The organism is uncultured Meiothermus sp. (assembly GCF_937863175.1).
Taxonomy (GTDB): domain Bacteria; phylum Deinococcota; class Deinococci; order Deinococcales; family Thermaceae; genus Meiothermus.
Genome location: NZ_CALMCQ010000093.1, coordinates 1 through 14,076 on the forward strand (window position 1 = coordinate 1; position 14,076 = coordinate 14,076).

Below are 14,076 nucleotides of genomic sequence, written 5' to 3' on the forward strand. Positions count from 1 at the left end.
ACGAGGAAGGCTTGATGATTGGGATCAAGGCTTTCATCCAGGCGGGCTATGCCGAAGGCTTCGCTGGGGCCATCATCTGCGAGCCAGAAGAAAATCAGGTGTGCTTGTGGCAAAAGGGAGCCATGCGGGTCTGGGTGCGCTTTCAGGGGAAAATGGCTCACGGGGCCATGCCCTATGCGGGGGCCAACCCGATTCCATCCGCCGCCCGGTTTGTAGTTGAACTCGGTAAACTACAAGCAGCGTTGCAGGTAGAAAGTTTTCACGAATACCTGGGCAAACCCTGGGCCACCCCCACTGTTTTCCAGGCTGGGGCAGGGGAGGGGCAGTTCAATGTGATTCCCGATCAGGTGAAGATTGGCGTTGATATTCGCACCAACTCCGGCCAGGATCACCGGGCCATCGAGGCGCGGCTCAGGCAAGCCCTGCAAGCAAGCCTCGAGACCGGGGTAAGCGCGGCCCTGGAGGTCTTCGAAGACCGCCCCGCTACCGAGACTCCACGTGACACAGCGCTGGTGCAGGCGGTGGAGCAGGGTTTGCAGATGTTGGGTTTACCCCTCAAGTACGGGGGTGTGCCGGGTGCAACCGACGGTACTTTTTTGTGGGCCTGGGCCAGCCTGCCCATCGTGACCCTGGGGCCAGGGGGCAAAACCCTCCCGCACCAGGCCAACGAATATATCGAGATTGAGGAACTGGTGGCCGCAGCCCGACTCTATGCGGCTGTGAGCGTACTGATGTTACACGACGGGAACGGCGGGTAAAACCCACCTCCTTTTCTTGTGAATCAGTACCCTTTTCCCGCTCAAACTTTCGTGTTATTGTTTCTATACGAGCGAAGCTGAAAAAAGCGTATCGGCAAGGCTTTTTTCGCGTGGGAAGGGTGGAGGAGACCCGACCTGGCCTGGTGAGGCTCGAGATACCGCAGCTCACCCGCACGACGCGACCACAAACCGCGAAATCAAAATCTCTCCAGAGGAGGAGTCATGATGAAACGTTGGTTGTTCATCGGAGTTTTAGCTATGGTTGGACTGGGCCTGGCCCAGCAGCGCGGTGGAACCATCACCATTGCAATCCAGACCGAACCGGCTGCCTGGGATCCCACCCAGGTTGCGGGTGCTGATATCTCTCGTGTGGTTTACGATAACGTGCTGCAAGGGCTGGTTAAGCGCAACCCCAGGGGCGAGATCGTACCCTCGCTGGCCACGCGTTGGGTGGTTTCCAACTCGGGCCTTACCTATACCTTCACCTTGCGCCAGGGGGTGAAGTTCCATGATGGCTCCGACTTCACGGCCCAGGATGTGCTGGCCAAGTTTGCTCGGGCCCGCAACCCCGATACCCGGGCTTCGGGCCACCTGCGCCCCGATCTATACCGGGATATCACCAGTGTCACCAGCCCCAACCCCACCACGGTGGTGTTTAGCCTGCGTCAGCCTAACAACGACTTCCTCTTCATTCTCACGCGCCCAGAGTCACTGATTGGCCCCCGCCAGCGTCCCCTGCCCGAACAACGAACCCAGCCCATCGGCACCGGCCCCTTCCGTTTTGCCGGGTGGGAGCGGGGGGTAGCGGTGCGGCTGGAGCGCAACCCCAACTACTATGTGCCGGGCTTGCCCTACCTGGATCGGGTTAACTTCCGCTTCCAGGGGGATGGCGACGCGCAACTTGCCGGACTGCGGGCGGGCGACCTGGACGTGATTGCCTATGCCCTGCTGCCCGAGAACGCGATGGTGCTCTCGCGGGATAACAACTTCAGGGTGATATCTGGTACAGCGACTGCCGAAGCGGTGGCCGGGTTCAACAATAGCCGCCCGCCTTTCAACGATGTGCGGGTGCGCCGGGCCATCACCCTGGCTACCAACAAGGACGAACTGATTCAAGGGGCCATGCTGGGCTACGGCACCAAGATCGGCTCCATGCGCTCGCCGGGCGAAGCCTGTTTTGTGGACTTGAGCAATTTCAACGCCCACAACCCCGACGAGGCCCGCCGCCTCCTGGCTGAAGCCGGCTTTACCAACCAGAACCCCTTGCGCTTCACCTTCAACCTGGCCGCCGAGTTCCCTTACGAGCGTCGCATTGGCGAGGCCATGGTGGCCCAGCTCAACAAGCTAGGCCCGTTGCAAGTGACTATCCAGGTCACCGACTTCAACACCTGGATTCAGCGGGTCTTCACCCAGGCCGATTATGCCATGACCATCATCGGCCACGTTGAAGCCAACGACACCTCCAACTATGCCAACCCCCGCTACTACTGGCGCTACAACAGCCCACGGTTCCAGCAGCTTTTCACCCAGTACCTGCGGGCGCCCAACCAGGCCAGAGCCTGCGAGGCCCTGATTGCGGCTCAGCGCCTGCTGGCCGAGGATGCAGCTGGTGTGTGGACGATGACCCTGCCCGCACTCGGTGCCATGCGAGCCAGGGTGCAAAACTGGCCCGACGGCTTCTTGACACCAGCCATCAGCGTAGCTGAGGTGTGGGTGCGGTAAACGTCCATAGCCGAGAGGGAATAGCTGATAGCCTACTTTGCCTGGCTATCAGCTATTCGCTGTAAGCTGTCGGCTGTCTCTTATGCTTGCCTACACTGTTCGCCGCCTTGGTTTTGCTCTCGTCACCTTGTGGTTGGCGACCCTGCTGGTGTTTGGGGCGTTGTTGCTGATTCCCGGTAATCCAGCCCAGGCCATTCTGGGCATTGATGCCACCCCGGCGGATCTGGCGGCCCTCGAGGCCCGTCTGGGTCTGGACAAGCCGCCAGCCGAGCGCTACTTGAACTGGCTGGGGGGTGTGCTGCGGGGCGACCTGGGGCAGTCCATCCGCTACGAGACTTCCATTTCGCAGCTTATTCTAGATCGGCTTGGCATCACCCTGCCGATTGTGGCAGCCTCTTTGTTGCTGGCGACTCTAATTGCTGTACCGCTGGGAATCCTGGCCGCCCGCAAGGCAGGGAGCTGGGTAGACCTGGGGGTCTCGATGGGCTCCCTGCTGGGGATTGTGCTGCCGTCTTTTTGGGTGGGGCTGATGTTCATCTACATCTTTATCGTCTGGCTAAAGCTGCCGTTGCCGTCCAGTTTTCCGATTGGTGGCTGGGAAAACCCCGAGCGAGCCCTGGCGGCCCTGGTACTTCCTGTGCTGACGGTCGGGCTGGCCAGCGCAGCTCTTTTGGTGCGGCTGGTGCGCGGGAGTGTGCTCGAGGTTCTTTCGCAGGATTATGTCCGCACCGCTCGAGCCAAGGGTTTGACGGAGCGTGCGGTGGTTTACAAACATGCTTTACGCAATGCTTCCCTGCCGGTAGTCACGGTGCTGGGCCTCGAGTTCGCACAGCTCCTGATCGCAACGGTAGTGGTCGAAACGGTTTTTGGCATCCCCGGTCTTGGCTCGCTTTCACTGCTGGCTATCAGTGCAAGGGATTATCCACTGGTGCAGGGAGTGGTTCTGGTAATCGCAGCCTTTATCGTTTTTATGAACCTGCTGGTGGATCTGCTCTACGCCTGGCTGGATCCGAGGGTGAGCTATGCCTGAGCCGATGTCGTTGTTCGCAGGTCGCAGGTCGAGGGTCTTCCAGCGCTATCTGGCCAGCGCCCAGGAGGTGGGCCATGGCTAGCCGGGCCAGTCAACCCCCGGTAGTCAGGAGACCTTCCTGGTGGGCCAACCTACCCATTTCACTCAAGGTGGGTACCTTCTTGATTTCGCTGATTCTGCTGATGGTTCTGGCGAGCGCGCTCAACCCGGTCAACCCCAACGCCACTACCCCCAGCCGCCTGGCCCCGGTTTTTGCCGAGGGGCATCCCCTGGGAACCGATATTCTGGGGCGCGATACGCTGGCCCGGGTGCTGGCAGGGGCTCAGAACGCACTCTATGTGGGTTTGATTGCGGTAGGGATCGGGTTATCGGTGGGGCTTTTGTTGGGGATACTGGCAGGGTATTTTGGCGGCTGGCTCGATCAAATTCTGTCGGTGTTGCTGGAAACCCTATACGCCCTCCCGGCGTTGCTGATTGCGCTGCTTTTTGCAGCCATCTTCAACCCTGGCGTAACCACCTCGATGGTGGCGATTGGCCTGGCGGCGGTTCCGGCTTTTGCCCGTGTAGCCAGGGCCAGCGTGCTTTCGGTCAAGGCGCTGCCTTACATCGAGGCTGCACGCGCCCTGGGGATGGGCCACATACGCATCATGCTGCGCCACGTCCTGCCCAACATCATCGGGCCCCTGGTGGTGCAGGCCAGCCTGGCTTTCGCAGTAGCGATTCTGGCCGAGGCTGCGCTTTCCTACCTGGGGCTGGGTACCCAGCCCCCCGACCCCAGTTGGGGCCGGATGCTGCGCGAGGCCCAGAGCTACCAGGAGCTTACGCCATACCCAGTAATTTTCCCTGGCCTGGCGATTGGGCTGGCTGTGCTGGCTTTTAATCTCTTGGGTGACGGGTTGCGGGACTATCTCGATCCGAGAAAAAGAAGCCAATAGCCGATCGCCAGTGGCTCATAGCTAAAGGCAAGAGCGATAGGCTATACGCGAGGTACACATGAACTACGCAGACATGTTTCGACTGGATGGTCAAGTAGCGCTGGTAGTGGGCGGAGGTTCGGGGATTGGGCAGGCTTCTTGTGAAGCCCTGGCTGCCCAGGGAGCTACCGTCGTGGTAGCAGACATGAAGGCCGAACTGGCTGCTGAAACCGCAGGCAAAATTGAATCGGGTGGTGGGCAGGCCGAAGCCGATGTAGTCAACATTACCGATGCCGAAGGGGTGAAAGGGCTTATCAGGGGTATCCTCGAGCGCCACGGACGGCTCGATGTGGCGGTGACCACCCCCAGCATCAATGTGCGCAAGGCTGCTCTAAGCTACACCGGCGAGGAATTTGATCGGGTGGTCGCCGTGAACCTCAAGGGTACTTTCCATGTGTTGACCGAGGCAGGGAGGGTTATGGCCGAGCAAGGTTCGGGCTCGCTGATTGCTTTTTCCTCCATTCGCTCGCTGTTGGTGGAGCCGGGGCAGTCGGTCTATGCCATGACCAAGGCGGGGACGGTTCAGCTTGTCCGGGGCCTGGCCGTTGAGCTGGGCCCCAGAGGGGTGCGGGCCAACGCGATTGGGCCCGGCGTGATTGACACCCCCCTCACCGCCCCCATCAAGAGCAAGCCCGACTGGTATGATGCCTATTCCGAACGCAACATCCTCCGGCGCTGGGGCAAACCAGAGGAGGTGGGAGCAGCGGTGGCGTTCCTGGCCTCGCCAGGGGCTTCGTACATCACCGGCACCATTCTGTTTGTGGATGGGGGCTGGACGGCAATTGATGGACGATTTACCCCACCGCTGTAGGGTATGGATGGATTCCCGCCTCAAAACGGGTTGCATCCACATCCAAAAGCGTTTGGTATAGTACCCTGATACTGTTTGCCTTTAGCGGGCCGACAAGGATGGTGCATGGGTCGTAACAGCGCTCACTGGTTTGCACTCCCGGCAGTTGGGTTGCTGGGATTGTTTCTGTTGTATCCCTTTCTGGATGTATTGCGCTTTTCGACCTGGGACTGGACGGGGTTGTCGGAGCCCGAGGTAATTGGCCTCGAGAACTACCACAACATCCTGCGCGACCCCGATTTTTACAACAGCCTGCGTATTACCCTGATCTTCGGGGTGATGACCCTAATTCCATTTGTAATTTTCTCAATTTTGCTGGCTCTGGCCCTGGATGGTCAGCCCTACGAACGTCCCCTCAAGGCCCTGCTCTTTCTACCGGGCCTGGTCACGCTGGGCGGGGCTACGGTGGCCTGGTACACCCTATTTTCCCCTGAATACGGCGCGCTGGCCTCGGTGTTTCCGATCCCGCGCTGGGATCAGAGTCCGTTCTGGGCCCTGGTCTTGATCATGCTCTTCACCATCTGGCGGCATATTGGCTACGGCGTCCTGGTGGTCTCGGCCAGGCTCAAGTCAATCCCCAAAACCCTGCTCGAGGCCGCCGCAGTAGATGGAGCTACCGCTGCACAGGCCTTTCGCCACATCACCCTGCCCTTGCTGCGTCCGGCCATCACCTTTCTGGTGGTGATTGGTACGGTGCTTTCGCTGCAGTCCTATACTGCCGTTTTCTTGCTCACCAGAGGGGGCCCTTTTGGCGGAACCGAGGTGCTGGGCTACTTTCTATACAAGACCGGCTTTGAGGTGGGCCGCCTGGGATATGCGGCTGCCCTCACGGTCATCATCCTGGTGCTAACCCTGGCCTTTGCCCTGGCCCAGGCCCGGCTCCTGCGGGAGGAGAAATGAGCCGAGGTGCAGCAGTACCCGGTTGCAAGGGCGTTCAGACACCTATGGTCCGGAAAAAGATGCCTGGTTTTACCGACGGGAGGAACCCTTGATGCGCTGGTTGGGGCATATCTTCGTCTGGACGGTGGCCTTCCTGGTAGCCCTGCCCTTTATCTGGATGGCCTACGCTGCGTTCATCCCGCCCGAAGTGGTATTTAGCGGCGACATTTTTGGCCAACTGGGCTTTAGCCTGGCCAACTTTGAGGTGCTGGGACGGGACGGTTTCTGGGAAGGGTTCTGGGGCCGGTTGTTGTTTTCGGTGCTCCTGACCGGCACGGTTACCCTGCTACAGCTCACCACGGGCTTCCTGGCAGCCTATGCTATCAAGGAAGGGGCCAGGCTGCTGCCCTTCTTTCTGGTTCTGCTGGCGATACCGGTGGAGTTGTTGCTGGTTCCGCTGTATGGGTTGTTACTGGGCCTTAATATTCTGGATAGCATCTGGGCCCTGGTGCTGCCCTTTGCGGCCAGCCCATTTATCGTTTTTTTGCTCTTTCAGGGCATGCGCACCGTGCCGGAAGAACTGCTGGAAGCCGCCCGGCTGGACGGGGCCGGACACCGCATCTTGCTGACCCGAATCCTGCTGCCGTTGCTGCGCCCACAGCTTATTGCTGCGGGGGTACTGGCCTTTGCCGCCCACTGGAACCTGGTGCTTTATCCCCGAATTATGGCTGGAAGTGACGAACTCAAAACCGTGCAGACCTGGATCACCGACCTCCAGCGCCAGAACCCCGCCGACTGGGGGCCTCTCTCGGCGGCGGCACTGGCCGCGACCCTGCCCCTGATTATCATCTTTTTGCTCTACGAACGCCGGATTGTCGAAACCTTCGAGGAAGGGCTAAAGGGTTGAGGACTTGGGGATCCGGGGGCCAGAAAGCGGCATTTTGACCTCCGTCTGGTTATTCGATACGATCTACGCCCGCCCCTGTTTTAGTCCGCCGAAGGCTTTTCTCATGCTGGGTATGGCAGACTAGGGGGTGGTTTGCCTGGGCAGACCGTGGAGGGTGATCGAGTTCATGCGCCTATTGATGTTGGTGGTGGTTGGGTTGGGGCTGGCCCTGGCCCAGCGTCCGGTTGAGGTTCCTTTCTGGCACACGGCTGGGCCGCCCGGCCAGGAAGTGCTGGAAAGCATGATTCGAGATTTTAACGCCTCGCAGCGCGAATACCGTATCGTGCCCGACTTCGTGGGCGACTACCGGGAGGGGGGTCTCAGGCTGCTGGCAGCACTGCGGGCGGGTGGCGCACCCGCGCTATTTCATGCCGAAATATCCTTTCTGGGACGAATGGCCCAGGACAACGTTGCCTTGCCGTTGGACGAATACCTGGGCAGGCTACCCAACGACTTCTATCCGGGTTTTCTGGAAACCGGCAGGCTGCAAGGGCGAACCTACGGCCTTCCGATCGGGTTGTCCATCCCGGTGTTTTTCTACAACGCCGACCAGTTTAGCGCTCGAGGCCTGAGGGCTCCACGCAACTGGGACGAGGTAGCGGCTGCCGCCCAGCGCCTGACCACCCGGGCGGCCAGGGGTTACACGGTTTCCAGCGACATCTACAGCTTCAACGTGCTGGTGATGAGTCGGGGAGGGGCCATCGTCAACGCGCAGGGCCGCCCGGACTTTACCAATGCCAGAGTGGTGGAGAGCCTGGAATACCTGCAAGGTCTGGTGCGCCGCAATCTGGCCCAGAGTCGCAACCTGGCCGAGGCCCAGTTTTCGGTGGCTGACTTTTTGCGTACCCGAACCTTTATGGGCATTGCCCCGATTACCATGTGGCCGCTGATAGAAAACCGGGCTCCCATCCCCTTCAGGCTGGGCATTGGGGCAGTGCCGCGTCTGGAGGGTGGAAAAGTTCCACTTTCCGGGGCGACCCTGGTGGTGTTGCGTGGGGCCAGCGAGCAGCAGACGCGGGGAGCCGTGGCTTTCTGGCGATTTACCATGGAACCAGCCAACATTGCCCGGTGGGTGCGGGCCACCTACTACCTGCCCATGCGCCGAGCCGCCCAGCCCCTGCTGGAAGACTTCTACCGCGAAGACCCCCGCCGCCGGGTGGCCTTTAACCAGATCGAGCACGCCGATGTGTGGATTCAAGACCCCGAGTTTACGGTCTGGCACAGCTTTTTGGAGGATGCCCTCGAGCGTGCCCTTAAAGGAAATGCCAACCCCCGGCAGGTGTTGGAAGAGGCCCAGCGACGGGCTAACAGTGTTGAGCGGCGGTGAATGATTGCACGTGACAACCCTGGTGGAGGCCGGGGTTTTTACTGGTGCGCGGCCAGGAGACGGTTCAACTCGAGATCCTCACACTCTCCTGACCCGCTGCTGATGGCTGGATGGTTTTCTATTTGCGCGTAGAATAGAGCTACCCACAGGAGGAATGTGTGAAGCGCCTGCTTGCGTCTTTGGTTTTGTTTACTGGACTGGCCTCGGCCCAGACGGAAATTTCTTTCTGGCACAGCATGGATGGCCCCGCCGAGCGGGTGATTGCCCAGTTTGCCACTGCCTTCAATGCATCGCAGCGCAACTTCCGGGTGACCCCGCGCCTGATTGGCGACTACCGCGAGGGCGAGACCCGGCTGCTGGCGGCGCTAAGGGCAGGGGGGGCGCCGGTGCTGTTCCAGGCCGAGATTCTGCTGTTTCCGCGCCTGGTGGCCGAGGGGGTGGTGCTGCCGCTCGATGAACTGGCCAGTGCGCTACCCAGAGCCTTCACCGACGACATGTTCGAGGCGGCCTGGGAGTATGGCCTGATCAACAATCGCCGCTTTGGTCTGCCCTTCAACACCTCTACCCCGGTGCTGTTTTTTAACGAAAGTCAATTGCGGGCTCGAGGCCTCAGAGTCCCCACCAACTGGCGGGAGTTTGAACAGACCGCCAGGGGGCTGACCAGCCGTACCGCCAAAGGTTTTATCGCCCTGGCGGAGTCGTGGACTTTTGAGGCCCAGGTAACCAGCCGGGGTGGCAGCCTGGTCACTGCCGATGGCAGGCCCAACTTTACCTCTGCGGAGGTGGTACAGACCCTCGAGTTCCTGCAAAGCCTGGGCCGCGGGGGGAACACCAGCGTTCGAAACCTTGCCCAGAGCTTTTTTGCTCAGACCGACTTCATCCGCACCCGGGGGATGATGGTCTTTGCTTCGATTGCCAACTGGCCTGCTGCCGAAACCGCCGCTTTTGCTTTCAGACTGGGTGTGGCCCCAATTCCGCTCGAGCCCGGTGGGCGCGTACCGCTCGGGGGGGCGCAACTGGTGGTGCTGCGCGGAGCCAGTGCCGAACAACAGCGCGGGGCTTTCGAGTTCTGGCGGTTCTTGATGGAACCCCAGAACATCAAGACCTGGGTGGAAGCCAGCTACTACGTGCCATTGCGCAAGTCAGCCACGCCGCTACTCGAGGGCTTCTACCGTGAAAACCCCTATCGCAAGGTAGCCTTCGAACAGGTGGCAGTGGCCCAGCCGCGCCCACGGGTGCCGCAATTTGCGGTGTGGCGCAACTTTCTGGAAGAAGCCCTGGAAAAAGCCCTCAAGGGCAATGTGCCGGCCCGTCAGGCTCTGGAGGAGGCCCAGCGCAAGGCGGAAGCCTCGAGGTAGCTTTACCAACCCTGCTGCGAGTGGTGCTGGACAGGTCACGGCTGAGTTGGGTGGGGGCTGCGCCAAGGATTCCCCTGGCATGGCAAAGCGCCTACGAGTTTGCGGTAAGCGCCTCGAGGGTAAAAGCATAGATATCGGCCTGCTCCTCGATCAGCATCCGGGTGGGTTTGCCCAGGCCGTGCCCGGCTCTGGTCTGAATACGGATCAGGGTGGGGGCAGGGCCAGCCTGGGCCTGTTGCAGGGCCGCAGCAAACTTGAAGGAGTGGGCCGGAACCACCCGGTCGTCGTGGTCGGCGGTGGTGATCAGGGTGGCCGGATAGCGCGTACCGGGTTTCAGGTTGTGCAGCGGGGAGTAGGCCCGCAGGTACCCAAACTGCTGGGGGTGGTCGGGTGAACCGTAGTCCGAGACCCAGGCCCAGCCGATGGTGAACTTGTGAAACCGCAGCATATCCAGCACGCCGACCGCTGGCAGGGCAACCCCGAACAGTTCGGGACGCTGGGTCATGGCGGCCCCCACCAGCAGACCCCCATTGGAACCCCCCTGGATTGCGAGGCGTTGGGGCCGAGTATATTTTTGCTGGATAAGCCATTCGGCGCAGGCGATGAAGTCGTTGAAGACGTTTTGTTTGCGCTCCAGGGTTCCGGCCCGGTACCACTCGTCACCGTACTCCCCACCGCCGCGCAAGCAAGCCTGGGCAAAAACCCCGCCCTGCTCGAGCCAGACCAGGCGTCCTGGATTAAAGGTAGGGGTCAGTGCGATATTGAACCCCCCATAGCCATACAGCAGGGTGGGGTTCTGGCCATCCAGTTTCAACCCTTTCTTATGCACCAGGAACAGCGGAACCTGGGTTCCATCCTTGCTGCTAGCAAACACCTGGCCGGTCTCGTAGTGGCTGGGGTCGAAGTTCAGGGGTGGGGCGAAGAGGGTCTGGGTGATCTGGGTGGCCAGGTTGTGGCGGAAGTAGGTGGTGGGATGCAGAAAGGAAGTAAAGCCGTAGAAGAGCTCCGGGTCATCCTCTTCCCCGGCCAGCTCTAAAACCGTTCCCAGGGCGGGCAGCGGTAGGCTGCCCCTGGGATTGCCCTCCAGACCCACCACCTCCAGCCGGTGGCTGGCGTGGTGCATATAAGCCAGCACCAGAGCATCACCGGCAGGCTCGACTTGCTCCAGCACGTCTTCGCGCTCGGGAACCACCGTCCGGTGGCCCTCCAGGCCCTCCTGGGCCAGGTCAACCACAATCACCCGGCCTCTGGTAGTCCCCAGATTGGTCTTGAAGAAAAACCTCGAGGCCTGGTTGCGGACAAACTCGAAGGAAGCCACAAACTCCGATACCAGCTCCACAAAGGGCGAGTCGGAGCCGAATTCCCGGTAAAAAAACAGGTTTTCCCGGTGGGTGCCCTTCCAGACCTGCAGGCATTCGTAGCGGCCATCGCGGGTGACGAAGGCGTGAAAACCCCACTCCTTCTGGTCGGGCCGCTCGTAGACCAGGACATCCTGATCCTGAGGCCTGCCCAGCTTGTGAAGGTAGACCTTCTGAAAATAGTTGGCCCCAGTGTAGCTGGTTCCTTCGGCAGGCTCGTCGTAGCGGCTATAGAAAAAGCCCGAGTTATCCGGTAGCCAGGCAGCACTGCTAAACTTGCTCCAGTGGATTTCGTCGGGCAGATCCAGACCGGTGTCCACCCGTCGCACTCTCCAGGTCAGCCAGTCCGACCCGCTCTGGCTCAGAGCATAGGCCAGGTACTGCCCATCCCAGCTCACCGAAAAGTTACTCAGCGCTACCGTGCCGTCCTCGGAAAGCGTGTTGGGGTCGAGGAGCACCCGGGGGGCATCATCCAGGCTTTCCTGCACATACAGCACATTCTGGTTCTGCAACCCATCGTTGCGCCAACTGAGGTAGCGCCCTCCCCGCTTATAGAAGGTGGCGGTACGGGGGTAGTTCCACAGCTCGTTCAGACGCTGGCGCAGGGTTTCGCGCAATGAAATTTGCTCGAGGTAGCCAAAGGTTAGCTGGTTTTGGGCCTCGATCCAGGCCCTGGTCTCGGGAGCGTGGGGGTCTTCGAGTGGGCGGTAGGGATCGGCAACCTCAACACCGTGCAACTCATCCACGGTAAGGGAGGTGGGAGCGGGGGGGTATTTGAGCTTCATCCTTGCCAATATACCGCTACCAGCACAGGCCGATCCCGTGTTCGTTCGGAGGCTGGTGACAGGCTTTATAGTCGGGCATGATCGGGCCGGTGACGTTCGACTTTTCCTTACCGGTGCATCTGCGTCGCGATGGCAAAAAAACTGATTTCCCGGCTACCAGGCCACGCTCCGCTGACCGGGACTGGGTAGAAATGTGGGTGTTGGTTTTTTTGCACAGCCGGTGCACAGGCTTGTGCCAGACTGTACCTGGCGTGGAGTGTAGATGGGTGTTATGAACCGATTCTTGCTTGCATTGGGGGTGCTGGGTTTGTTGGGAGGGCTGGGCTGGTCGGCCTGGCAGTGGTATGGGTTTCTGCGGCCAGGGCAGGATTTCACGGCCCTGCAAAAGGTCGGGATTGAACCTCTAAGCACCCGATCCGAGCGAAAAATCCAGCCTCCTGAGGCCCGGCTGGATGCTGCGACCAGGCAACTGAAAGCTCGACTCCTGGAAGCGGTCTACCGTCCTCTCAACCCACGTGCTTCGGGAGAAGCTATCGTGCTTAACTACCACGATGTGTTTCCCCGCCGCACCCCACAGAGTGTCTGGTGGGACGTGACCCCGCAGGAGTTTGAGCAGCAGATTGACTGGCTCAGATCCAGGGGGGCAAACTTTATCACCCTTCAGCAACTGCGCCGCCACCTGACCCATAACGCACCCCTGCCCAAAAACCCGGTCGCCCTGACCTTCGATGACAACCACCAGGGCTTTTACGAGCATATTTACCCCATTCTTAAACGCGAGAAAATTCCTGCTGCCATGTTTGTCCACACCGACTTCGTGGGGCGGGGTGGATCCAGGGCCCGCATGGGCTGGGATACCTTGCGCAGGCTGGATGGGGAAGGGCTGGTGACGATTGGTTCGCACACCGCCTCGCACCGCGATCTGACCCGGCTTTCCCAGGCCGAGCAGCGCCGGGAGCTTCTGGAATCGAAATGGACGCTGGAACGGCAACTGGGCCGCCCCATTGCCTATATCGCCTATCCCGAAGGCAAGGCCGATGCCATCACCTTTAAGCTGGCCCGCGAGGCGGGTTATGCCATGGGCTTCACCATTGACTGGCGCTTGCCGGGCGATTCGCCGGATATGCTGGCGATTGGGCGCTACATCCAGACCCAGATTCCCCGTGCCTGGTACACCCTCAACCCACAGGACAGGCCCCAGCCCCGCATCGGCATCGTGGAACGCCGCCTGAAAGACGCTCCGGTGCGCCTCGAGTACCGCCGCGATACGGGCATTCGCTGGGCCATGATCCGGGGAGGCCGGGCCGAGAGTCGCCTCTCGCCTTACCGGGAGAGTGTGCACGATTTTGTAGTTCAGTCCGGAGCGGTGGCGGGCATCAACGGCACTTTTTTTGCCGACCCCTATCTGAAAGCCCAGGACAACACCATGGTGGGGCCGATTGTGGCTGCGCCGGGACGGGTTTTTATCCCCGAGCGCAACCCCTTTGTGATGTACCGCATCGTGGAGCGCCCGCTGGTGGCCTGGAACCGCGAGCGGATGGTGTTTGTGCCGCTCAAACTGGACATGAACCGCATGCAAACCATTCGCAGCTTCATGCCCGACTACACCGACCTCTTTGTGGGCGGGGTCTGGATGGTACGGGGTGGCAAGGCGATCTGGCCGCTGAAAAACCCGCCTTCGGATCACTGGGAGCTTCGTCCCAGGGTGTTTTTTGGCTATGCCCAGGGCCAGCCGGTGCTGGGAGCTTCGTTGCAGCCGGTAAGCACGGGGGGGCTGGCCAGAGCAGCGGCGGCAGCGGGAATTGAGGAGGCAGTGTTGCTCGATTCGGGCTACTCGACCTCGCTGGTCTACCAGCAGCAATTGATTGCAGTGGGGCGTCGGTGGGATGGGGTGCCCAGCCGCCCGGTGCCGCACGCGATTGTGTTACATGGGAAACTTGAACAGGCGGTGGCCCCGGTAGCCACCAAGCAAAACTGAAGAAGGTCTCGGCAACCGCAGTTACCGCAATTTTCGCTTTATGCCGTTGGGAGCAGCGGCCAAAAAGACGCTTGTATCGGATTCAAAAAGATGATCCTCCAACCCGGAGAC

11 protein-coding genes are annotated in these 14,076 nt (G+C 60.6%); 10 read left to right on the plus strand and 1 reads right to left on the minus strand.

The features are described 5' to 3' along the window. The 9 genes from Q0288_RS03665 to Q0288_RS03705 form a co-directional block, all read left to right on the plus strand. Positions 1 to 758 (plus strand): M20/M25/M40 family metallo-hydrolase (locus Q0288_RS03665; protein ID WP_299427356.1); only part of this gene is annotated, 758 nt, incomplete at its 5' end. Between the two features lie 225 nt (positions 759 to 983). Then, a complete protein-coding gene (locus Q0288_RS03670) occupies positions 984 to 2,480 on the plus strand; it encodes an ABC transporter substrate-binding protein (RefSeq protein WP_299427379.1) in 1,497 nt (498 codons plus the stop codon). Between the two features lie 82 nt (positions 2,481 to 2,562). Continuing rightward, complete coding sequence (locus Q0288_RS03675; RefSeq protein ID WP_299427359.1) at positions 2,563 to 3,510, plus strand: ABC transporter permease; 948 nt, start codon at positions 2,563 to 2,565, stop codon at positions 3,508 to 3,510. Positions 3,511 to 3,584: 74 nt separating this feature from the next. Beyond that, the gene (locus Q0288_RS03680; RefSeq protein ID WP_299427362.1) at positions 3,585 to 4,445 is read left to right on the plus strand and encodes an ABC transporter permease; all 861 of its coding nucleotides are present in this window, start codon (positions 3,585 to 3,587) and stop codon (positions 4,443 to 4,445) included. A 58-nt stretch (positions 4,446 to 4,503) separates the two neighbouring features. After that, entirely contained in the window at positions 4,504 to 5,295 is a 792-nt protein-coding gene (locus Q0288_RS03685) for an SDR family NAD(P)-dependent oxidoreductase (protein ID WP_299427365.1), read from the plus strand. Positions 5,296 to 5,400: 105 nt separating this feature from the next. Then, positions 5,401 to 6,234, plus strand: a complete 834-nt coding sequence (locus Q0288_RS03690; protein ID WP_299427368.1) for a carbohydrate ABC transporter permease — start codon at positions 5,401 to 5,403, stop codon at positions 6,232 to 6,234. A gap of 91 nt (positions 6,235 to 6,325) precedes the next feature. Next, entirely contained in the window at positions 6,326 to 7,120 is a 795-nt protein-coding gene (locus Q0288_RS03695) for an ABC transporter permease subunit (RefSeq protein ID WP_299427382.1), read from the plus strand. Between the two features lie 166 nt (positions 7,121 to 7,286). Further along, positions 7,287 to 8,486 (plus strand): ABC transporter substrate-binding protein, encoded by a 1,200-nt coding sequence (locus Q0288_RS03700; protein WP_299427385.1) that lies wholly within the window; start codon positions 7,287 to 7,289, stop codon positions 8,484 to 8,486. Positions 8,487 to 8,644: 158 nt separating this feature from the next. Beyond that, positions 8,645 to 9,844, plus strand: coding sequence for an ABC transporter substrate-binding protein (locus tag Q0288_RS03705; protein WP_299427370.1), 1,200 nt, complete (start codon positions 8,645 to 8,647; stop codon positions 9,842 to 9,844). A 91-nt stretch (positions 9,845 to 9,935) separates the two neighbouring features. On the opposite strand, the gene Q0288_RS03710 is transcribed toward Q0288_RS03705, so the two are convergent. Next, positions 9,936 to 11,987: a prolyl oligopeptidase family serine peptidase gene (locus Q0288_RS03710; RefSeq protein ID WP_299427372.1), complete on the minus strand. Its 2,052-nt coding sequence runs from the start codon at positions 11,985 to 11,987 to the stop codon at positions 9,936 to 9,938. 271 nt (positions 11,988 to 12,258) lie between these two features. Here Q0288_RS03710 and Q0288_RS03715 point away from each other — a divergent pair, with 271 nt between their 5' ends. Further along, on the plus strand, positions 12,259 to 13,965 hold the full coding sequence (locus Q0288_RS03715) for a polysaccharide deacetylase family protein (RefSeq protein ID WP_299427376.1): 1,707 nt from the start codon (positions 12,259 to 12,261) through the stop codon (positions 13,963 to 13,965). The last annotated feature ends 111 nt before the right edge of the window (positions 13,966 to 14,076 follow it).

What these genes read in the sequence shown, in the direction of transcription:
- Q0288_RS03675 (WP_299427359.1), top strand. Translation starts at nt 2,563, where the DNA reads ATGCTTGCCTACACTGTTCGCCGCCTTGGTTTTGCTCTCGTCACCTTG.
- Q0288_RS03700 (WP_299427385.1), top strand. Translation starts at nt 7,287, where the DNA reads ATGCGCCTATTGATGTTGGTGGTGGTTGGGTTGGGGCTGGCCCTGGCC.
- Q0288_RS03680 (WP_299427362.1), top strand. Translation starts at nt 3,585, where the DNA reads ATGGCTAGCCGGGCCAGTCAACCCCCGGTAGTCAGGAGACCTTCCTGG.
- Q0288_RS03695 (WP_299427382.1), top strand. Translation starts at nt 6,326, where the DNA reads ATGCGCTGGTTGGGGCATATCTTCGTCTGGACGGTGGCCTTCCTGGTA.
- Q0288_RS03690 (WP_299427368.1), top strand. Translation starts at nt 5,401, where the DNA reads ATGGGTCGTAACAGCGCTCACTGGTTTGCACTCCCGGCAGTTGGGTTG.
- Q0288_RS03710 (WP_299427372.1), bottom strand. Translation starts at nt 11,987, where the DNA reads ATGAAGCTCAAATACCCCCCCGCTCCCACCTCCCTTACCGTGGATGAG.
- Q0288_RS03685 (WP_299427365.1), top strand. Translation starts at nt 4,504, where the DNA reads ATGAACTACGCAGACATGTTTCGACTGGATGGTCAAGTAGCGCTGGTA.
- Q0288_RS03670 (WP_299427379.1), top strand. Translation starts at nt 984, where the DNA reads ATGAAACGTTGGTTGTTCATCGGAGTTTTAGCTATGGTTGGACTGGGC.
- Q0288_RS03715 (WP_299427376.1), top strand. Translation starts at nt 12,259, where the DNA reads ATGAACCGATTCTTGCTTGCATTGGGGGTGCTGGGTTTGTTGGGAGGG.